The 19529-nt window shown below is 39.8% G+C and carries 21 protein-coding genes and 1 riboswitch; of the genes, 9 read left to right on the forward strand and 12 right to left on the reverse strand.

All coding sequences use genetic code 11. The annotated features are described in order from the left end of the window. Positions 1–60 precede the first annotated feature (60 nt). The 3 genes from MLE13_RS00190 to MLE13_RS00200 form a co-directional block, all read right to left on the reverse strand. Positions 61–1113 carry a Fe(3+) ABC transporter substrate-binding protein gene (locus tag MLE13_RS00190; protein ID WP_240747469.1) on the reverse strand — a complete coding sequence of 351 codons (1053 nt, stop codon included), beginning with the start codon at positions 1111–1113 and terminating at the stop codon, positions 61–63. A 225-nt stretch (positions 1114–1338) separates the two neighbouring features. Further along, entirely contained in the window at positions 1339–2511 is a 1173-nt protein-coding gene (metC, locus tag MLE13_RS00195; RefSeq protein WP_240747470.1) for a cystathionine beta-lyase, read from the reverse strand. Continuing rightward, complete coding sequence (locus tag MLE13_RS00200) at positions 2495–3628, reverse strand: methionine biosynthesis PLP-dependent protein (RefSeq protein WP_240747471.1); 1134 nt, start codon at positions 3626–3628, stop codon at positions 2495–2497. Before MLE13_RS00200 ends, metC begins: the two co-directional genes overlap by 17 nt. A 74-nt stretch (positions 3629–3702) precedes the next feature. Next, positions 3703–3807, reverse strand: a riboswitch (SAM riboswitch). 471 nt (positions 3808–4278) lie between these two features. Here MLE13_RS00200 and MLE13_RS00205 point away from each other — a divergent pair. Further along, the gene (locus tag MLE13_RS00205; protein ID WP_240747472.1) at positions 4279–5286 is read left to right on the forward strand and encodes an LLM class flavin-dependent oxidoreductase; all 1008 of its coding nucleotides are present in this window, start codon (positions 4279–4281) and stop codon (positions 5284–5286) included. Positions 5287–5360: 74 nt separating this feature from the next. Here the strand turns inward: MLE13_RS00205 and MLE13_RS00210 are convergent, their stop codons facing one another. From MLE13_RS00210 to MLE13_RS00230, 5 genes are all read right to left on the reverse strand, one after another. After that, positions 5361–5531 carry a hypothetical protein gene (locus MLE13_RS00210; RefSeq protein WP_240747473.1) on the reverse strand — a complete coding sequence of 57 codons (171 nt, stop codon included), beginning with the start codon at positions 5529–5531 and terminating at the stop codon, positions 5361–5363. 199 nt (positions 5532–5730) lie between these two features. Further along, entirely contained in the window at positions 5731–6615 is an 885-nt protein-coding gene (locus MLE13_RS00215) for a hypothetical protein (RefSeq protein WP_240747474.1), read from the reverse strand. 188 nt (positions 6616–6803) lie between these two features. Continuing rightward, a complete protein-coding gene (locus MLE13_RS00220) occupies positions 6804–7526 on the reverse strand; it encodes an amino acid ABC transporter ATP-binding protein (protein ID WP_240747475.1) in 723 nt (240 codons plus the stop codon). After that, the gene (locus tag MLE13_RS00225; RefSeq protein ID WP_040850929.1) at positions 7519–8178 is read right to left on the reverse strand and encodes an amino acid ABC transporter permease; all 660 of its coding nucleotides are present in this window, start codon (positions 8176–8178) and stop codon (positions 7519–7521) included. The genes MLE13_RS00220 and MLE13_RS00225 overlap by 8 nt, the downstream gene beginning before the upstream one ends. 28 nt (positions 8179–8206) lie before the next feature. Beyond that, positions 8207–8986, reverse strand: coding sequence for an ABC transporter substrate-binding protein (locus MLE13_RS00230; RefSeq protein WP_240747476.1), 780 nt, complete (start codon positions 8984–8986; stop codon positions 8207–8209). A 185-nt stretch (positions 8987–9171) separates the two neighbouring features. Between MLE13_RS00230 and pcp the strand changes: the two genes are divergently transcribed. Then, positions 9172–9780 (forward strand): pyroglutamyl-peptidase I, encoded by a 609-nt coding sequence (gene pcp, locus MLE13_RS00235; protein ID WP_240747477.1) that lies wholly within the window; start codon positions 9172–9174, stop codon positions 9778–9780. Between the two features lie 38 nt (positions 9781–9818). Here pcp and MLE13_RS00240 read toward each other — a convergent pair whose 3' ends face one another. Further along, a complete protein-coding gene (locus MLE13_RS00240) occupies positions 9819–10478 on the reverse strand; it encodes an HAD family hydrolase (protein WP_240747935.1) in 660 nt (219 codons plus the stop codon). A 150-nt stretch (positions 10479–10628) separates the two neighbouring features. Here MLE13_RS00240 and MLE13_RS00245 point away from each other — a divergent pair, with 150 nt between their 5' ends. Both MLE13_RS00245 and MLE13_RS00250 read left to right on the forward strand, forming a co-directional pair. Then, positions 10629–10922, forward strand: a complete 294-nt coding sequence (locus MLE13_RS00245) for a hypothetical protein (protein ID WP_240747478.1) — start codon at positions 10629–10631, stop codon at positions 10920–10922. A 197-nt stretch (positions 10923–11119) separates the two neighbouring features. Next, positions 11120–11725 carry a hypothetical protein gene (locus MLE13_RS00250; protein ID WP_240747479.1) on the forward strand — a complete coding sequence of 202 codons (606 nt, stop codon included), beginning with the start codon at positions 11120–11122 and terminating at the stop codon, positions 11723–11725. Positions 11726–11769: 44 nt separating this feature from the next. Here the strand turns inward: MLE13_RS00250 and MLE13_RS00255 are convergent, their stop codons facing one another. Together MLE13_RS00255 and aceB are read right to left on the reverse strand one after the other, a co-directional pair. Next, positions 11770–11898 carry a YhfH family protein gene (locus MLE13_RS00255; protein ID WP_240747480.1) on the reverse strand — a complete coding sequence of 43 codons (129 nt, stop codon included), beginning with the start codon at positions 11896–11898 and terminating at the stop codon, positions 11770–11772. A gap of 19 nt (positions 11899–11917) precedes the next feature. After that, the gene (gene aceB, locus MLE13_RS00260; RefSeq protein ID WP_430905187.1) at positions 11918–13519 is read right to left on the reverse strand and encodes a malate synthase A; all 1602 of its coding nucleotides are present in this window, start codon (positions 13517–13519) and stop codon (positions 11918–11920) included. A gap of 163 nt (positions 13520–13682) precedes the next feature. On the opposite strand from aceB, the gene MLE13_RS00265 reads away from it, so the two are divergent. After that, positions 13683–14333, forward strand: a complete 651-nt coding sequence (locus MLE13_RS00265) for a LytTR family DNA-binding domain-containing protein (RefSeq protein WP_240747482.1) — start codon at positions 13683–13685, stop codon at positions 14331–14333. Between the two features lie 53 nt (positions 14334–14386). Here the strand turns inward: MLE13_RS00265 and MLE13_RS00270 are convergent, their stop codons facing one another. Beyond that, a complete protein-coding gene (locus MLE13_RS00270; RefSeq protein ID WP_240747483.1) occupies positions 14387–15751 on the reverse strand; it encodes an FAD-binding oxidoreductase in 1365 nt (454 codons plus the stop codon). Between the two features lie 178 nt (positions 15752–15929). On the opposite strand from MLE13_RS00270, the gene MLE13_RS00275 reads away from it, so the two are divergent. Genes MLE13_RS00275 through MLE13_RS00290 form a run of 4 tightly spaced genes read left to right on the forward strand, consistent with a single transcriptional unit; the run spans position 15930 to position 19458 of the window. Further along, the gene (locus MLE13_RS00275; RefSeq protein WP_240747484.1) at positions 15930–16595 is read left to right on the forward strand and encodes a GntR family transcriptional regulator; all 666 of its coding nucleotides are present in this window, start codon (positions 15930–15932) and stop codon (positions 16593–16595) included. After that, the gene (locus MLE13_RS00280) at positions 16592–17617 is read left to right on the forward strand and encodes a DctP family TRAP transporter solute-binding subunit (protein WP_240747485.1); all 1026 of its coding nucleotides are present in this window, start codon (positions 16592–16594) and stop codon (positions 17615–17617) included. Before MLE13_RS00275 ends, MLE13_RS00280 begins: the two co-directional genes overlap by 4 nt. A 60-nt stretch (positions 17618–17677) precedes the next feature. After that, complete coding sequence (locus MLE13_RS00285; RefSeq protein WP_240747486.1) at positions 17678–18172, forward strand: TRAP transporter small permease; 495 nt, start codon at positions 17678–17680, stop codon at positions 18170–18172. Further along, complete coding sequence (locus MLE13_RS00290; RefSeq protein WP_240747487.1) at positions 18169–19458, forward strand: TRAP transporter large permease; 1290 nt, start codon at positions 18169–18171, stop codon at positions 19456–19458. The genes MLE13_RS00285 and MLE13_RS00290 overlap by 4 nt, the downstream gene beginning before the upstream one ends. Positions 19459–19529: the final 71 nt, after the last annotated feature.

The following is a 19529-nucleotide window of genomic DNA, read 5'->3' on the forward strand; positions in this document are numbered from 1 at the left end:
CTTTCCAATCGTCAGAAATCCCTTGCCGTTATAGAACACAGCAAGGGAACAGCTTTTTGATTATTTCCAGCCTACTTCGTTAAAGATTAAAATCGACTTGGCGTTGTTGTCTCCCAGTGAAGAAAGTGGGATATCTTGTTCTTTAAATTCGCCCCATGATTTCAATAGCTCAGAAGGTTCAACAGCTGAGTTTACAGGGTATTCATAGTTAGCTTCTGCAAAAGTGCCTTGCGCTTCAGGTGCAGAAAGGAATTCAAGTAATTTTATCGCATTTTCTTTGTTTTTAGCAGTTTTAACGACACCTGCACCACTAACGTTAACGTGAGTTCCAGTTGTTTCTTGGTTCGGGAAGTAAAGTCCAAGACCTTCTGCAACTTCTACTTCAGCAGCATCTTCAGAATTTAACATTTGACCGAAATAGTAGCTATTCATAATCGCAACATCGCCGACTCCAGCTGCAATAGCTTTTGCTTGATCACGATCTCCACCTTCAGGGTCACGAGCGAAGTTATTAACAAGGCCTGCAGCCCATTCTTTTGCTTGTTCTTCACCATCGATTTCGATTAATGAAGCAAGTAAAGATTGGTTGTAAATGTTTTCAGAGCTACGGATTAATACGCGGCCATTCCACTGATCTTCAGTTAATGCTTCATAAGTTGATAACTCTTCAGGTGTTACTGTGTCTTGGTTATAAATAATCACGCGAGCACGTTTCGTTAAGCCGTACCACATTTGATCTGTATCACGGTAGTTCTCAGGAATTTGCTCATCTAATAGGTCACTTGTTACAGATTGCAACAAACCATCTTCTTTCGCACGGTATAGACGGCCAGCATCAGCAGTTAAGAATAGATCTGCTTCCGTAGCATCGCCTTCGCGCTTGATGCGTTCAAGTAATTCGTCTGCATCGCCTTTGATCAAGTTGACTTTAATGCCTGTTTCTTCTTCGAATTTTTTATATAGTTCATCGTCTACATCATAATGTCTTGCTGTATATAGATTAACTTCTTTGCTATCCGTTGTTTCTTCATTTGATTCAGCTGCATCGTCGTTTCCGCATGCTGCTAAAACAAGAAGTAATAACGCTAAGATGAGATATAAGGATTTCTTCATGGATGTCTCTCCCTTTAGTATGTAATTGAGAAGTTAAATGAAAATCATTCTCAACCTCAATTATAAAGAGCTAATTGAGAATGTCAATCAGAAACAGCCAACTATCTTAATTTTTTTAGAGTTGTGTCTAAAAAAATGAGTTCATTGAATTTCATCATTTGCAAAATTAAAAAGCATCCTTACCCAGCTTGGGAAAGGATACTTTTCGATTTAACAAGCTACTGTTCAATTTGCGATACTCAAACCTTTTCGTCGTGCGACTTGAGCGAGTGCTTGGCTTAAATCTTGCACCAGGTCATCCGAATGCTCAAGGCCGACTGAATAACGTAATAAGCCGTCGGTAATTCCGCGCTTTTCACGTTCTTCTTGAGGCATAGAACCGTGGGACATTGTGGCAGGGTATGACAAAATCGATTCCACTGCACCTAAGCTGACCGCAAATACTGGAATTCTCAAATGTTCTACAAATACACGAGCGGATTTTTTATCAGCTAAGCGGAAAGAGAGGACAGCTCCTGCACTCTTCGCCTGACGTTCGTGAATGGGATTTCCCGGATGAAATGAAAACCCTGGGTAATAAACTTCTTCGATTAATGGATGGTTGTGCAAGTATTCAGCAATCACACGAGCAGATTCCGATGATTGGCCTAAACGAGCGCCTAAAGTTTTGATGCCTTGAATTAGTAAATAAGAATCTTGTGCTCCTAAAACAGAACCAAACGTGTTTTGGATAAAGGCTAGACGATTGCCAAGTTCTTCGTCTTTCGTGACGGCGAGTCCAGCAATAATATCACTATGACCAGACAAGAATTTTGTCGCGCTGTGTAGAACAATATCGGCACCGAGTGCTAACGGGTTTTGATAGAGTGGTGTCATAAATGTATTGTCGACGAATGTTAAACAACCATTCGCTTTTGCTAATTTTGCAGCGATTTCAATATCTGTAATATTCATGACAGGGTTTGAAGGCGTTTCTAAGTAAATAACTTTAGTATTTGGTTGAATAGCATGGGCCATTTCATCCAAATCAGTCATATTTACAAATGTATATTCAATCTTGAATTTATCCAAAACTTCTGTGATGAAACGGTAGGTGCCTCCGTAAACATCTTCGGAAACAAGTACGTGATCACCAGAAGATAAAAGCATAAAAGCAGAAGAGATGGCAGCCATTCCCGATGAAAAGGCAAAACCACGAGTGCCGCCTTCAAGCTTTGCAATCGTCTCTTCGAGTGCAAGACGAGTAGGATTACCCGAGCGACTATAATCAAAAGGACCAAAAGAATCTAAGCTTTTCTGATGAAATGTAGATGACAAATAGATCGGTACGTTAACGGCCCCAGTGAGTGGATCAACTCCGGTAGAGTGAATAAACTTGGTTTCAATACGATCGGTCATATTCAACAACCTCCTCTTTCAATTTTGAAAATGCTTGTATTAAGTCAGCGATTAAATCGTCAGCTAGTTCAACGCCTACAGAGAAACGCAATAGACGGTTGCATACGCCGCGTTTTGTGCGTTCTTCAAAAGGGATATCTGCATGAGTTTGAGTGGCAGGGTAAGTGATAAAGCTTTCAACACCGCCAAGACTTTCAGCAAACGTGATGAGCTTAATATTTTCTAGAAATGGTCCAACCCAAGTTTCTTTCTGCAATCGGAAAGAAAGCATGCCGCCTTTACCCGGATACAATACGTCTGAGACGACTGGGTGTTTAGATAAAAACTCGGCAATTGTTTTCGCATTCGCTTCGTGCTGCCTCATGCGTAATGGTAAGGTCTTTAAGCCCCGAACCAATAACCATGAGTCAAAAGGGGAGAGGACTGCTCCAACCGAGTTATGGAATGTGGCTAGTTTGTCGCAAATCTTCTCTCCTTTAGCGGCTACAAGTCCAGCTAACACATCATTATGACCACCGATGTATTTAGTGGCGCTATGAATCACAATATCTGCTCCAAGCTTGATGGGCTGTTGGAAAAAAGGTGTTAAGAATGTATTATCTACTATTAATAGAAGTTTATGTTTTTTCGCTAATGCGGCATAAGCGACAAGGTCAATTTCCTGCATAAGCGGGTTTGTAGGCGTTTCGATAAAAAGAGCTCGTGTGTTTATCGTTATTTTCTTTTCTGTATCTTGTACGTTTTTAAATTCAGCGTATATGGGATGGATGTTATAAGCGGCTGCGAAATGATCTAACAGGCGATACGTACCTCCGTAAATATCTTCCGGTACTAATAGCTCATCGCCGGGCCGAAACAAAGACAAAACCAGTTGAATAGCTGCCATTCCAGAACTACAAGCATATGCTGCATCAGCCCCTTCAAGTTCTGCAAAACCTTCTTCTAAAACAGAACGTGTCGGATTTTTAGTCCGCGTGTAATCATAACCAGTTGATTGTCCAAGACCTTGATGCTCATAAGCTGTAGATAAGTAAATGGGTGGGTTAACCGCTCCTGTCGCGGCATCACTGCGATTCCCCAATTGCACCAATAAAGTTTCTAAACTATGTTTTGTCATTTTACTCATCCTCTCCACGATAAAACAGGGGCTTTCTTCTTTTAAGAAGAAAGCCCCTGTCAGGAAACATATTCTTCTCATCTTCTAGGCAAAGCCTATTGGATTTAGCACCGTAGTCTTCGTCAGACTGGTTGCTGAGACTTCGCAGGGCCAAATCCCTCCGTCTCTCTAGATAAGAAATATCCTATTAAATTTATGGTGTTTCTGTTTCGATGTTCCTTATCATAAATCATTTGTTGAAGGAAAGCAAGTGAGAATTTTAATTAGTTAGAATAAAAAGAAAAAAGAAGGGAAAGAAGTGGACGAATCTACACGGCAGCTTCCGCTTTTCTTGTTGTCTAGCTCCAGCTACCAGATTCTCGGGTCATAAGCCACTCTTGCTGTGCGGCTGAAAAACGCCGCTTCGCCAGAGCGTCTTATGCCCGTCGAATCTACACGGCAGCTTCCGCTTTTCTTGTTGTCCAGTTGCAAGTGCCTAGCTCCTCGGGTCATAAGTCAACCCAGCTGTGTGGCAAAGAACGCCACCCTGCTGGTCTGTCTTATGCCTGTCGGAGCTGACCAGGCACTTTCACTTTTCGTGACATGAGCAGAAAAAGGGATGTTTTTGTTAAACATCGCTACAATGGAGATGAATAGGAGTGAAGGTCATTATGCAAATTAAGAAATTCGAAAATATTCCACTGGCTGTGCTTGATTTGGCACCGATTAATGAAGGTGCGGAAACGGCGCAGGCATTCAAAAATAGCGTTGAACTGGCGCAACATGTGGAGTCATTAGGCTTTAACCGCTTTTGGTTAGCTGAACATCATAATATGCCGGGAATTGGTAGTTCGGCTACATCTGTTTTAATCGGACATATTGCAGGAGCGACTAAGTCGATCCGTGTCGGTTCGGGTGGCGTTATGCTTCCAAATCATGCACCACTAGTGATTGCGGAGCAGTTTGGTACCTTGGAAACGATTTATCCAGGGCGCATCGACTTAGGCTTAGGACGTGCACCTGGAAGTGATCAAGCAACGGCTCATGCATTGCGCCGCAGTTTGCAAAGCAATGGAGAAGACTTTCCACAACAAGTAGCGGAACTTGAAAATTACTTCTCAGAAAATCCAGTGGGTCGTGTACGAGCATATCCAGGCACCAATATGAAAGTGCCCATGTGGTTACTTGGCTCAAGCGGATTTAGTGCACAGCTTGCTGCATTAAAAGGTTTGCCGTTTTCGTTTGCTAGTCATTTTGCTCCGGATTATATGATGCAAGCCTTGCAGTTGTATCATCAGAATTTTAAGCCATCCAAAGCATTAACTGAACCATATGCTATGCTTGGCGTTAATGTTATTGTTGCGGAAACGCAAGAACGCGCAGAATGGTTAGCAACTTCCTCACAACAGCAAATGTTTTCGTTGATGAGAGGAGAGCCGACAACATTCCAACCACCGATTGATAAGTTGGAAGACGTTTGGTCAGATCGTGAAATTGCAATTTTCCGAGATAAATTAAATTCTGAATCGATGATTGTCGGAACACCCGATCTCGTTAAGCAAAAGTTGAAAAACTTTATCCAAAAAACAAGAGCGAATGAAGTTATCGTTCACTCACCAATTTTCCATCATGAAGCTCGTCTACAGTCATACGATTACTTGGCAGAAATGATGGAATAAGAAAAAATCTTGTCAAATAAGGAATTTACACATAAAAATCACCTCTCTATTTATAGAGAGGTGATTTTTATGTGTTAATGGAGATCTTTCGCTTTTGCTTCTTCACGGCGACGTTGTTTTAACATGTCGTTTTCGTCATCGGCTGCAAAATCTGGTGCACCTTCGCCAATCATATTCAGAATTGCATTAAAGTCATCTTCTAATTGAAGTTCGACTTCTTGTGGATCAATTACTTTGCGTTCCATTATGACCAACCTCCTCATTTGATAGCCAGCAGCCAGATGGCAATAAAAACGACAGCTTTAACTCACATCCATTATACAGAATATTTAGTTTAATAGCTAAGAAAGAGCTTAGCGCATTAAATACACTAAACCTCTTAAAAGTTCATGAAAAAAGGTGCCTAAAAGTCATTGTCCATGAACTTTTAAGACACCCTTTATATTATTGCTTATTGATTTCTGCATTTAGTGTCATCGATTCAAAAAACAAGGCAAAGGATCTTTCATTCCATTCTAAGGAAGTTAAATCGGCAGTCCGTTTTTCGATATACCCATAAGCTAGCTGTGTGCGTGGGTCATCAGTCAATTCGAGCTTAACCAAAGGACCTTCAGGTGTTAGCCAGTTTAACTGAGATAGCCGGTTTTCCAATGAAAAAGAAATCCAATCATCTTCAATTTTGTCTTTATCAAATAAAGGTTCTGGTGAAGCCATTAACCAAGTTTGGCTTGTATGTTTAGGAGGAAGCCATAGATTTTTCGATAGTACGCCTTCTTCTAAAGTCAACTCGGTAATTTCATGGCGTAGTTCCTGCACCCAATTGCCATTACCGAGTTGAAGATTTCGTGATACATACACATTACCAATTAGGATTTCGCCGTCTGGAGTCGTGAAGACGCCGTAAGGATTGGTCGTAGGGTCTGAACCATACATTGCTTCGTCAAGTCTAGCCGGTGGTTTTGGATTCCAAGATTTATAGTCTGTATCTTCTAGGCCGTTAATGTTCATTGAAAATGTATAAGGAAGCCAACTTGTATTTTTGATATCTTCAAAAATGATAGAAGTTCCATTGGAAAGCGAACGGTCAACAAGTGTATACGTCCCAACATTCAAGCCAAGGAATGTCATTTCGTAAAGCTGTGTTACGTCTGGTCCATTTTCACTAACTTCAGGCTCATTAAGCGTAATGAACGTCGGCTTTTCAAGCGTTAACGTTATATTGTTTTTGGAGTAAAGTTCTATTTCATTTTTTAAAAACATGACAGCTGTAAAAACAAACAGCGACATGAAAAATACAACACCAACTAAAATAATTATTTTTCTAAACACATTCTTCACCTCTGTTTTCTGCAAGATTGCCAGATTCGATTATAACATGTGAAAGGTGATGGATACGTTCGACATTTGAGCATCAAATGAACAAATACCAGAGCGATTTGTTTCCAATAAAAAAACTGTAGACAAAATCGAATAAATCGATTTGTCTACAGTCTGTAAAAATACCTAAAAGACACTTGTTACAATACTTTATCCAGAAAATCTTTTGCGCGTTCGGTTTTTGGATTGCTAAAAAATTCAACAGGTTGACCTTCTTCGACTAGTACACCGTGATCTAAAAATAACACGCGGTCTGCAACTTCGCGAGCAAAACCCATTTCATGCGTAACCACAACCATCGTCATGCCTGATTGAGCTAAGTCTTTCATTACGTCGAGCACTTCTTTAACCATTTCAGGATCAAGTGCTGATGTCGGTTCATCAAACAGCATCAGTTCCGGTTCCATTGCCAACGCACGAGCAATTGCTACACGTTGTTTCTGGCCGCCTGATAAGCTATTTGGATATGCCTTTTCTTTTTCAGATAAGCCAACACGTTCGAGTAAAAGACGAGCTTTCAGTTCTGCTTCTGCTTTTTTGATACCTTTTGCTTTTATCGGGGCATAAGTTAAATTCTCAAGCACTGTTAAATGAGGGAATAAATGAAAGTGCTGAAACACCATCCCAATTTCTTGGCGAATTTTGTGTATGTTTTTATTAGAAGCGGTCAAGCTTTTGCCGTTAATTTCGATAGTACCGTCAGTCGGTACTTCTAACAAATTTAAACAACGTAAGAAAGTCGATTTACCGGAACCAGAAGGACCGATTATTGAAACGACTTCACCTTTTTTTACGGTAGCTGAAATATCACTAAGTACTTCATTGGTGCCGAATTTCTTGTATAAATTTTGTACATTAATCACTTTGTTTCAGCCTCCGTTCAAACACTCTACCGATCATCGTTAAGCCCATTACGAGACACCAATAAATGAAACCAACAAATAATAAAGGTTCGAAATTACGGAACAAATCAGCTCCTACTACTTGTGCACGTCTCATGAGATCGAGATAGCCAATGGTCGAAACGATGGCAGATTCTTTGGTTAAAGTGATAAATTCATTCATGAGTGCAGGCAAAATGTTTTTCAAAGCTTGCGGCAAAATGATGTCTTTCATCATCGAACGGTAGGGCACACCAAGAGCTTGTGCGGCTTCCGTTTGTCCTTTATCTACTGCTTGTATGCCAGCACGGATAATTTCCGATATGTAGGCGGATGAATTTAATCCAAAAGCCAGAATTGCGGACAGAAAAGCTGAAATATCATATCCGGTTAGCTGGGGAGTGGAAAAGTAAATAATCATCAATTGCAGGATTAGTGGTGTTCCACGAAAAATCGATGTATAGGCATCTGCAAACCAACGTAAAGGTTTGATGCTGCCAATTTTAAACAAAGCCAATAATGTTCCAAGAATGGATCCAAGAATGATAGCAAAAAATACGAATTTTAAAGTGGCCCATATCCCTTCAAGCATGAAAGGGATATAGGGGACAATTTGAGAAAAATCCAGGTTCATAAGTTACAACTCTTTTCTACAGGTAAGTTTACTCTTCTTCAGATAGCCATTTTTCTTTTAGTTCATCTAATTTACCGCTTTCTTCCATTTCGGCAAGTACGCCGTTAACATCTTCTAAAAGTTCGCTACCTTTAGGGAAAGCGACAGCCATGCCCGGTGAAGCTGTTGTGGGATCGTCAAATGCACCAAGGTCCTGCGCTTCGATGTAGCCAAGCGCTACTTGTTTGTCAATATAAGCAGCATCGATACGCCCAGATAAAATTTCCTGGATTAATGCACCTGAATCGTCTAAAGCTTTCAATTCAAAATTGATGCCTTCGTCAGCGATGATGCTTTTCGCGCCTTCTTCTTGAATTGTCCCGAGTTGAACACCAACCGTTTTACCTTCTAAAGATTCGAGACTCGTAAGTTCGGAATCTTTAGCTGTAACGAACATTTCACCAGAATGATTGTATTCTGTGGAGAAATCGACGTTCTCTTTACGAGAGTCAGTTGCCGACATACCGGCAATGACCATATCTACACGATCATTTTGTAGAGCACCAATCAAGCCATCAAATTTCATATCTGTAATTTCAAGTTCATAACCTAATTCGTCTGCTATGTGGTTTGCAAGGTCAATATCGAACCCAACAATGTCGCCTTCGGGGTTGCGCGATTCAAATGGAGCGAATTCTGCAGATGTACCCATCTCCAATACTTCTTTTTTCTCTGAAGACCCTGTTTCGTCTTCACTAGAACTTCCACAAGCTCCTAGTATTAATGCAGATGATGCAAATAAAGTGATAAATGATAGTTTCTTAATCATGTATATTCCTCCTGTTATATGTATGTTTATTCATTTTAATGAATTTTATCACAAGAAAAAGCATTTGGGAAGTTATTTTCCGATAAATTTAATGTTTATATTTTCTGATAATTAAAAGAGTATAAAAGAGAGGGTTGGGAAAGAAAAGAGGGTCTGCGTATAATGGTGATTAGGAGGAGATACTAATGAGAAAATTACTGTTAACCGGTTTTGAACCATTTTTGGATTATACGGTCAACCCGACGATGAAAATAGTAGAAGCGCTAGATGGAAAAACAATCGGTAATTACCAAGTGGTCGGGAAAATTATGCCTGTGGACTTTAATTCGTCTGGAGAATTTTTGCTTAAATTTATTAAAGAAGAAAATCCGGATGCTGTTATATCACTAGGACTTGCTGCGGGACGATATAAAATTACACCAGAACGAATCGCCTTGAATGTCAAAGATGGAGACGTTGATAATGAAGGTAATAAGCCTATTGATGAGCCGATTCGACAAGAAGGAGATGCAGCCTATATGTCTACCTTACCAGTTCGGAAAATGGTGGATCATCTAATAGCCAAGGGCTTGCCAGCAGATATTTCGAATACAGCTGGTGCATATCTATGTAATAACGTTATGTATGAAGGGTTGCATTATGCCAAATATAACAAACCCACGTTGAAAACAGGCTTTATCCACATTCCTGCGTCACATGAATTGGCGATCCAACATGGTCGGATTCCTAGTTGGTCACATGAAGATCTTGTTAAAGGCATTCAAATTTGTATTGAAGTGTTAGACGAAGCATGAAAAAACGGACCGCCAATTGGCGATCCGTTTTTTCATGCTTAAATAATTTCCCAGTTGCGACGTTCTGCAACTGTCCTTAATTTCGGCTTTGGACGCACCGCTACAGGATGACCGACAAGTTCAAGTACAGGTAAGTCAGAAGGACTGTCGCCATATGCATAACTGTTGGCCCAGTCAATGTCCCAGCCTTCTAGTGCTTCTTTGATTTTTTTCGTTTTTAGCTGACCTTGGACATGTGACAACGGAGTTTGGTGATCTAAAATATTATTGTTATAGAGAATTTCTGTCCCGATAATGGTCTTAATCGGCAATTGTTGTGTCACTGCGTGAAGTAATGGAGTAAAGGCTCCAGAAACGAGCATAACGTAATCATTATTAGCTACATGTTCTTTTAATCGCTCTACCACCGTAAGGTTCATATCCCCGTGCATACGATCTGCAATCTCACCGAAAAACTGTTCGAGTTCAGTCTTTGTAAAAGTCTCCAACGAAGACAAATAAGCTTGAACAGAACGTTCACGCATTTTCCATTCAGGATAAATTTTTAGTCGATGACCAATATAAGGCGGCATAATAGTCCGGTAAAATTGACGGTAGCGTGTGCTATGTTCAGGGTGATTTTTTAAATGACTCATCATTACCTGGAAAGTTTCTTTTGAATACAATGTTCCATCAAAATCGAATATGGCTACGCGCAAAGAAATCAACTCCGGTTCTCATTTTTTCTATAGCTTTTATCATAGCGGAAAATAGCGATATCTTCCAGTAAGTGTGGGGCGTAGGTTTATGTATTTTAGTCTATAGGGTATGGAATAAGAAATAAGGGATTAGCTACAGGAGGTTGTAAAATGGAAAAGCAACAGATCACAGTCGGATACGTAGATTTAACACAGGACGAATCAGACCGACTATTCGAAGAAGTGAAAAAAGACAAAAATATTGAAAACTACAGTGAACTCCAAGGATTGATGGACGATTATGATTCGGTAATCATTGAGCCCGAAGCACGACCACTCGACGAAATTTTAGAAGGCGAGGATACACCGAATGAGCGTGAACAAGGCGGAACGCGCTATATCGAAGTTTTCAATAAACTCGAAGAAGATACACGATATCGTTTTAAATCATCTAATCAAGAGTGAAACTTAAAGCTACCCCCAAAAGTCATGAGCACTGACTTTTGGGGTAGTTTTTTATTTTGGAAAAATGATGGATTTACATATTAGGAGACGAAAGCATTTGTTGTAAGAAAAAGGGAACTTTTTGAGCGAAGATTCGTATAATAGAGAATTACTTTTTTGTGAAAAGCGTGTAATGAGAATAAAAGGGGGAATAACGTATGGGCATTTTAACAAAGAATAAAAGACTTATCGGGTTGCTACTAGTGTTCGTTTCTTTTTTACTCATTGCCGGTTGTTCAGGAAATGGTGAAGCAAAAAAAGTAGAAACTGAAAAAACAATCGATTCAGTTGAAAAAGACAAAGCGGCCATTCAAGCTGTTATTGAAAAACAATTTAACGGTCCAGACAAAAAATACCGCGAGCTGTGGGAGGCTGCAATGAACACCCAAACAGTTGATATGAACGAGGAACAATACAACGCTTGGTTGAATTCAACGGAATATAAAGCTTTAATCGATTACATGAGCGATACGTATGCTTCGTATTTTACTGAAAATGCGTATGAAACATTTAAGAATACAGATGCTTTTATGTATAGCTTTTCGGACCGTAAGTACAAACTAAGTACTGCTACTATTGAAATCAATCAAAATGAAATTGAGAAGACTTTGTATACTTTCACATTTCAAGTAATGTATGAAAATGAAATAGGTGTAATCGAAACCTTTGATTTTGATGGCGAGGCAATCGTACCAACAGCAGGGAAAATTGGCAAAATTCAAGTTAACAATCAACAGAGATTATTAGAGAAAATAACATACTAACAAAAAAAGAGGAAAACCATACTTACTGGTTTTCCTCTTTTGCGTTATTCTTCGGCATTGGCAATGCAACGTTCACATTCATAAATAATAGATTCGCGGCGTTCTTTGATTATGCAACCACATTCCCGGCATTCTTTTTTTGTACGCGTTTCGAAAGTTTGAGTGTTTTTCATTTTGATCTCCTCCAATAGTTTAGTTTAGTTTTTCATAACCTGGCAATGTCAAAAATTCAGCAAATTCACTTTCTAAAGTAAGGTTTGTAAACAACTCACGGGCTTCCGCATAATTCCCGGTTGAATATCTTGTTTCGCCAACCTGTTGTTGGATCTTAGCCGTTTCTTCTTCAATCACTTCATGGAACAGAGGAAGGTCGATATTTCGTCCATCCTCTAAAACACCTTTAGGATGGCGAATCCATTGCCATACTTGGGAGCGGGAAATTTCAGCAGTTGCAGCATCTTCCATTAAGTTATGAATAGGAGCCGCGCCATTTCCCGATAACCATGAAGCAATGTATTGAATGCCGACTGAAATGTTTGAGCGTAATCCCTCTTCTGTAATGGTACCAGTTGGCACTTCTACCAATTGCTCCGCAGTAACTTGAACGTCGTCGCGTTTGTTATCAATTTGGTTTGGTGTAGGCATATGCTCGTCAAACTGTTCCATCGCAACAGCGACCATTCCAGGGTGTGCAACCCACGTTCCATCATGACCGTCCATAGCTTCACGTCGTTTGTCTTCAGCCACTTTTTGAAAAGCCGCGGCATTGGCTTCGTCGTTTCCTTTAACGGGAATTTGTGCTGCCATTCCGCCAAGGGCCGGTGCATTACGTCTGTGACACGTTTTAATACACAGTTGTGTGTAAGCTCGCATAAACGGGACTGTCATAGTTACTTGTGAACGATCCGGGAAAATGTATTCCGGTAAATTGCGCATACGTTTAATCACACTAAAAATATAGTCCCAACGTCCGCAGTTTAAGCCAGCTGAATGTTCGCGTAATTCGTATAAAATTTCGTCCATTTCAAAAGCGGCCATAATGGTTTCGATCAATACGGTTGCGCGTATCGTCCCTTGAGGAATTTCTAATTCATTTTGTGCGAAAACGAAAACATCATTCCATAGACGCGCTTCTAAATGACTTTCCATTTTTGGAAGATAGAAATAGGGTCCTGTTCCGCGTTCAATCAATTCCTTCGCATTGTGGAAAAAATATAATCCGAAATCGACTAAGCTACCGGAAATCGGCTGCCCATCAATAAGAATGTTTTTCTCCATCAAGTGCCAACCACGAGGGCGAACCATTAAAACTGCTGTTTTTTCATTTAACGCATATTTTTTTCCAGTTTCAGCAACTTCAAAATCAATTTGGCGCCGAACCGCATCACGTAAGTTGATTTGACCATCAATGACATTAAACCAGTTGGGTGCAGTGGCGTCTTCTAAATCTGCCATAAACATTTTGGCTCCTGAGTTTAATGCATTGATCAGCATTTTCCGATTTGTTGGACCTGTAATTTCAACACGGCGGTCTTTCATATCTTCAGGGAGCGGAGCAATCGTCCAATTGTTATTGCGTATATGTTTAGTTTCTGGCAAAAAGTCTAATTTTTTTCCAGCATCAATTTCTTTCTGACGCACTTGTCGCTTTTCCAAAAGCTTGACACGTCGTTTGTCGAAATTAGTATGCAGTTTTTCAATAAAGTCTAATGCTTCAGGAGTTAAAATGGTTTCCATTCCTGGAACTTCTTCACCTTTTATCGTCATCGTCGATTTAGTTAACAAACAAATCATCCCTTTCTGAAAAAAATTTAATCTTCTGTATTAATACAGTTTGTTTTAATGTATATTAATATATAACAGAAAATTCTAACTGTCTTCTAAACAGGACGAAAAAGAATATTTGGCGATAGAAGCGAGTATTTAACGATAAGCACATTTGAAAGGGGAGTCGGGGATGGAAAATACGATTTTGGAACAAATGGGTTTTATCATAGGGGATTGGATTCCGAAAGAAGCATCGATTGCAATTGCGGTAGAAGATAGCTATATCTACTATAAAGCGGGAGTTCATGACTTACAGATTCGAGAAGGCCAGCCGGTGCTTCCCGGTAGTATTGCTGCACGTGCGAAAAAAGAAGGACAACGAATTGAAATGTTTGTCGAAGAGTCTATCTTCGGAACCCCTTATTACGGCATTGGCTATCCGGTCAAGTTAGGAGAAAAAGAAAGTGTACTCGTTATTATTTTGCCGCCAGATTATTTAGTTCGTAAAAACAAACCAATCCGATTTCTAACAGGCAAGTATGAAGATACTTGGCGTCCTGTTTCTGTAAATAAAGTTTCCCATATTGAGAGCAGCCAAAAGAAAACATGGTTTTATACAGATGATGAAACGTATTGTGCAATACATACATTGAAAAATTTAAAGCATCAATTGCCAGATAGTTTTTTACCGATTCATCGATCTTATATCGTAAATATTGACTATATAGAAGAAATTTCTCGAGATATTGCATCAAACTATCAGTTGACACTAAGAGATGGCTCGATTTTACCCGTTAGCCAAAATTATACGGCTAGTGTCAGAGAACGACTCGGTTTCTGATTTTTAACTAAATACAAGCTAAAAGCCAGCAGGAATAGACTCCCTGCTGGCTTTTATGCGAATATTTTCCCTGGATTTAGTAAATTATTTGGATCCAGCATTTGCTTCATGTTTCTCATAATGGTAACAGCAGTACCGTGTTCTGCATCTTGATATTTCATTTTTCCGAGGCCGACACCATGTTCACCTGTGCATGTTCCTTCGAGTTCGATGGCGCGATAAGCGAGTTTTTCATTAATCGTTTCGGCAGCAAGTTGCTGCTTAGCATCTTTGGCATCATAAGCAATTGACGTATGAAAATTACCATCTCCAATATGACCTAAAACACCACCTTCTAATCCACTTTCGGAAATAAGGTCACGAGCATAATCAATCAGTTCGGGAAGCTTAGATATAGGGACGCATACGTCCCCGCCAGTAATTGTCATGCCTGCTTGATGCCGGTAAGCGTAAGCCATTTCATGACGCGCTTTCCAAATTGATGCTCGTTCTTCTGAATCCGCCGCAATCCGCCAGTTTTCGCAATTCATATCTGTTAACAATTCCTGTGCTAGTGCAGCTTCTTCTACTGCTGCACTTTTCATGCCAGCAAACTCAAAAAATAACGAGTGCTTTTCAGGAAGTCCGTAATTGCCGTAATCATTCACTTTCGCAATGCTGTATGCATCAACAAATTCCATGCGTTGAACAGGAATGCCGCTAAGCAAGATCATATGAGCCGCTTCGGCACATTGATGAGGTGTCTCAAATGTACAGCTAGCAGCAATTGTATGCTCAGGAATGCCATGAAGTTTTAACGTGATTTCTGTAATGATGCCAAGCGTTCCTTCGGACCCAGTAAACAGCCCCGTCAAATGATAGCCTGAAGACGATTTTTTTGCTTTGGTGCCTGTATGTAGAAGTGTCCCATCTGCTAACACAATTTCTAAATCGATAATTTGATCCCGCATAACACCATAACGAACTGCGGTCGTTCCACTAGCATTCGTAGCTGTCATTCCGCCAATTGTAGCATCTGCCCCTGGGTCTATCGGAAATTGCAATCCATGTCGATTAACGATGTTATTTAATTGTAGGCGAGTGATTCCTGGTTGGACTGTCACTAGTAAATCTTCCGGTGAGAATTTCACGACTTGATTCATGCGCTCGAAATTTAGTGAAATGCCGCCTTTAGTTGGAATCGATTGTCCTTCTAAACCAGAGCCGCTGCCAAATGGCGTAACAGGAACCGATGCTTCACGAGCAATTTTCATAATGGCTAACACTTCTTCCGTGGATTCTGGAAAGCAAACAACTTCAGGCTCTACAGGTTTATGGTCGGATTCATCGTGACTATGTCGGTACAATTCGCTAACGCTAGTTGAATATTGATCTGTTTTTAATGTGTGTTGTAACTCGATCATCCACTTGCTTGTCATGTAAATACATCTCCTTTAAGTAGATTAGAATTTTTAAAAATCAAATTTAAGATCATAAATAATATTTCGATAAGTAGTTAGAAAATTTCGATTTCCTCTATACAAACGAATCTGTCTATTCTATACTTCCTGTATACAGTATACACTCTGTGGATTAATTATAAAGAGGGGAGGAATTATGGAAAAGATCACGAAACAAGCCACGTTGGCAGATAGAGCCTACGAATATATCAAAAAGATGATTATTACGGGAGAGCTAAAGCCAGGTCAAGAGTTACCAGAAGAAAAGTTAGCACATGAACTTGGCATAAGTAGAACGCCTTTGCGAGAAGCTTTAAAAAGATTGGCGATTGAGGCGCTGATCGAGTTAAGAAAACCAAAACCCGCAGTGGTAGCGGCTTTTACTTCTCAAGATATCATTGAAATTATGGAGCTTCGACGACTACTAGAAATCAAAGGACTTGAAAATTTAACGGATGTGGAGCAACGCCCTAATATTGATGAGCTAATGGTAAATATTGAACGTCAATTGCAGGCAGTGCAAGAAAAAAAAGTGGTGGAATTTATGGATTTAGATCAAGAATTTCATGCTTTGTTATATCAAAACCACCGCAATAACCGTTTGAAAGAAATGATAAATAATATTAATAGCGGAGGTAGCAGAGCTTTTTTATTGTTATCTGATACTGCAACCGATAGTTCAAAAAAAGCATATGAAGAACATCTGTCCCTTATCCAAGCAATAGAACAAGGAGACTTAAAAAAAGCCAAACAGCAGTTAGGCGTTCACTTAGATAATATCGAAAGCCGACTACTGAAATACAGTACACAGGAGGAACTATGAAAAAATTACTCGGACTATTACTTATTGGATTAATCATCTTATCAGCTTGCGGAAGACCAGACAGTGGAACAACAACGACTGAAGATGGCGAAGCCGGAGAAGATACGTATACATTACGACTTGCTCATTTAGTACCTGAAGAACAATCTTCTCATGTTGCAGCAGTAGCGTTTAAAGAAAAATTAGAGTCAGAATCAGATGGTCGTTTAATCGTAGAGTTGTACCCGAATGGTCAACTATACGGTTCTGACCGAGAAGCGATTGAAGCAGTACAACTCGGAAACATTGAAATGACCATTCCAGCTGTTGCAGCAATGGCTTCGTTTAACGAAAAATTCCAAGTGTTCGATTTACCGTTCTTGTTTAATAACAATGAAGCAGCTTACAAAGCGTTGGACGGAGAGCTTGGTCAAGAACTAATGGCGGACCTTGAAAACAATGATTTAAAAGGATTGGTTTTCGGCGAAAATGGATTCCGTCATGTTTCTAACAATGAAGGGCCAATCGAATCTCCAAAAGATATGGAAGGCTTGAAGATGAGAACATTAGAAAGCCCATTGCATACAGATACTTTTAATGCTTTTGGGGCCAACGCATCTCCATTTGCTTTTGGTGAACTATATACAGCATTGCAACAAGGCACATACGATGCAATGGATTGCCCGATATCTCTTTACTACACGAACAAATTTTATGAAGTTCAAGATTACTTAACATTAACTGGTCATGTATACGCAGCAACAGCATTGCTAATTAATAACGATGTTTACAACGATCTTCCAGAAGATTTACAAGAAATCATGACAGAAGCAGCTGAAGAGTTCCGTACAGAACAACGTATACTGGCACAACAACAAGATGGAGAGTTCCTTGATAAACTTAAAGAAGAAGGTATGCAAGTTAACGACTTAACAGATGAGCAACGCAACGAATTCCGTGAAGCGGCAAAATCTGTTTATACAAAATACGAAGATCAAATTGGTAAAGAGTTGATCGATCAAGCGTTAGCAGCAAATGAATAATAGTTGAAAAATCAAGGAAGAAATTCCTTGATTTTTCGTTTTATGAAAGGAAGTGCATGCATGATTAAGAAGTTTGAGAAAGCAGAAGAGGCCTTTCTGGTTCTAACATTAGTACTTATGGTCGCTTTAATTTTTGGTCAAGTTGTTGGACGTTATGTGTTTTCGAATGCACCAAGTTGGACAGAAGAAATGGCTCGTTATATACATATCTTTCAAGTGTGGATTGGAGCAAGTTACGCAGTGAAATTGCGAGAGCATATTCGTGTAGAGGCTTTTATCACACAATTTAAAGGACTGCCCAGAAAAATTTTGGAAACGATTACTCTCGTAATTTGGTTTATCATGGCTTTGTTTTTAGCCTATTTTGGAACAGACTTAGTATTAAGCAGTATCACGAACGGACAAGTCACACCAGCGATGCAACTACCGATGTGGATTCCATTTTTAGCAATTCCGTTAGGTGGGGCTGGCATGTGTATTCGTTTGATCCAACAATTAGTGAAGATTTGGCAAGGTGATTACGAAATGCATAAGGGAGGGGACCTTCCGGCATGACAATAGCCCTCTTATTTGGCACTTTATTCGTTTGTTTGTTAATCGGTGTACCCATCGCGATTGCTTTAGGCGTTTCAGCTTTGACCGCGATTTATTTTGGTACAACTTTGCCACTAAGCATTATTACTCAAAAAGCATTTACCTCTCTTGACTCATTTCCGCTTCTTGCGATTCCGTTCTTTATGCTTGCTGGAATATTGATGGGCAAAGGTGGGGTTTCTAAACGCTTGCTCGCATTCGCAGCGTCATTGGTCGGCTGGATGACGGGTGGCTTAGGAATGGTGACTATTGTAGCTTGTATGTTTTTCGCGGCCATATCAGGATCAGGTCCTGCAACAGTGGCAGCTATTGGCGGCTTTATGATTCCTGCAATGGTTGCAAGAAAGTATGATGGCGGCTTTGCTTCTGCAGTTGCTGCAGCGGCTGGCTCGATTGGCGTCATTATCCCACCAAGTATTCCATTTGTTCTTTATGGCGTTATTGGTGGGGTTTCAGTAGGGAGCATGTTTTTAGCCGGTATAATTCCAGGTATTATTATTGGTTCTGGTCTATTAATTACTGCTTATATCATTTCAAAAAAGAGAGGCTATAAGCCCGAACCAGGAGAAGCTTCTACTTTTAAATTTAAAGATGTATTAGTAACGTTTTGGGATGCCAAGTGGGCATTATTAATTCCTGTTATTATTCTTGGTGGTATATATGGGGGTATTTTTTCTCCTACCGAAGCAGCCGTAGTAGCTGTCGTTTATGCTATAATAATTGGCAAATTCGTTTATAAAGAATTATCTTGGCAAGGTCTTTACGAAAGCTTTAGACAAGCGATTGTGATAAATTCCACGACCATGATTATCATCGGTTTATCCGTATCATTTGCTTACTTTATGACAATTGAACAAATTCCTGGAGAAATCTCGGATTATTTGACTGCTTTATCAAGCAATCCGCTTGTTATTTTACTCGCAATTAACTTATTACTACTTATAGTCGGGATGTTTATCGATACAATTTCAGCATTAGTTGTGTTGACACCAATCTTATTACCAATTGTTGTGAGTGTGGGCGTAGATCCTGTACATTTTGGTGTTATTCTTGTAGCTAACTTAGCAATAGGATTTGTAACACCACCTCTTGGTGTTAACTTATTTGTGGCATCAAGTGTGGGAGGCGTTCGGTTTGAAAAAATTGCCTTCGCAGTAATCCCGTTCTTGCTTTCGATGATTGTTTGTTTACTAATTATCACATTTATTCCAGCGCTGTCTTTATGGTTGCCAGGACTTTATGAATAACGAAAATTTTTACTATAAATCGAACTAAAGAAGAGTTTTCTTTTCTTTTGTTCGATTTAGTTAAGAGAAAG

It is taken from the genome of Planococcus halocryophilus (genome assembly GCF_022489025.1).
GTDB classification, from domain to species: domain Bacteria; phylum Bacillota; class Bacilli; order Bacillales_A; family Planococcaceae; genus Planococcus; species Planococcus halocryophilus_A.

Excerpts from the sequence above, each read along its gene's own strand:
- MLE13_RS00190 (WP_240747469.1), bottom strand. The coding sequence starts at position 1,113 with ATGAAGAAATCCTTATATCTCATCTTAGCGTTATTACTTCTTGTTTTA.
- metC (WP_240747470.1), bottom strand. The coding sequence starts at position 2,511 with ATGACCGATCGTATTGAAACCAAGTTTATTCACTCTACCGGAGTTGAT.
- MLE13_RS00200 (WP_240747471.1), bottom strand. The coding sequence starts at position 3,628 with ATGACAAAACATAGTTTAGAAACTTTATTGGTGCAATTGGGGAATCGC.
- MLE13_RS00205 (WP_240747472.1), top strand. The coding sequence starts at position 4,279 with ATGCAAATTAAGAAATTCGAAAATATTCCACTGGCTGTGCTTGATTTG.
- MLE13_RS00210 (WP_240747473.1), bottom strand. The coding sequence starts at position 5,531 with ATGGAACGCAAAGTAATTGATCCACAAGAAGTCGAACTTCAATTAGAA.
- MLE13_RS00225 (WP_040850929.1), bottom strand. The coding sequence starts at position 8,178 with ATGAACCTGGATTTTTCTCAAATTGTCCCCTATATCCCTTTCATGCTT.
- MLE13_RS00230 (WP_240747476.1), bottom strand. The coding sequence starts at position 8,986 with ATGATTAAGAAACTATCATTTATCACTTTATTTGCATCATCTGCATTA.
- pcp (WP_240747477.1), top strand. The coding sequence starts at position 9,172 with ATGAGAAAATTACTGTTAACCGGTTTTGAACCATTTTTGGATTATACG.
- MLE13_RS00245 (WP_240747478.1), top strand. The coding sequence starts at position 10,629 with ATGGAAAAGCAACAGATCACAGTCGGATACGTAGATTTAACACAGGAC.
- MLE13_RS00250 (WP_240747479.1), top strand. The coding sequence starts at position 11,120 with ATGGGCATTTTAACAAAGAATAAAAGACTTATCGGGTTGCTACTAGTG.
- MLE13_RS00255 (WP_240747480.1), bottom strand. The coding sequence starts at position 11,898 with ATGAAAAACACTCAAACTTTCGAAACGCGTACAAAAAAAGAATGCCGG.
- aceB (WP_430905187.1), bottom strand. The coding sequence starts at position 13,519 with ATGATTTGTTTGTTAACTAAATCGACGATGACGATAAAAGGTGAAGAA.
- MLE13_RS00265 (WP_240747482.1), top strand. The coding sequence starts at position 13,683 with ATGGAAAATACGATTTTGGAACAAATGGGTTTTATCATAGGGGATTGG.
- MLE13_RS00270 (WP_240747483.1), bottom strand. The coding sequence starts at position 15,751 with ATGACAAGCAAGTGGATGATCGAGTTACAACACACATTAAAAACAGAT.
- MLE13_RS00275 (WP_240747484.1), top strand. The coding sequence starts at position 15,930 with ATGGAAAAGATCACGAAACAAGCCACGTTGGCAGATAGAGCCTACGAA.
- MLE13_RS00280 (WP_240747485.1), top strand. The coding sequence starts at position 16,592 with ATGAAAAAATTACTCGGACTATTACTTATTGGATTAATCATCTTATCA.
- MLE13_RS00285 (WP_240747486.1), top strand. The coding sequence starts at position 17,678 with ATGATTAAGAAGTTTGAGAAAGCAGAAGAGGCCTTTCTGGTTCTAACA.
- MLE13_RS00290 (WP_240747487.1), top strand. The coding sequence starts at position 18,169 with ATGACAATAGCCCTCTTATTTGGCACTTTATTCGTTTGTTTGTTAATC.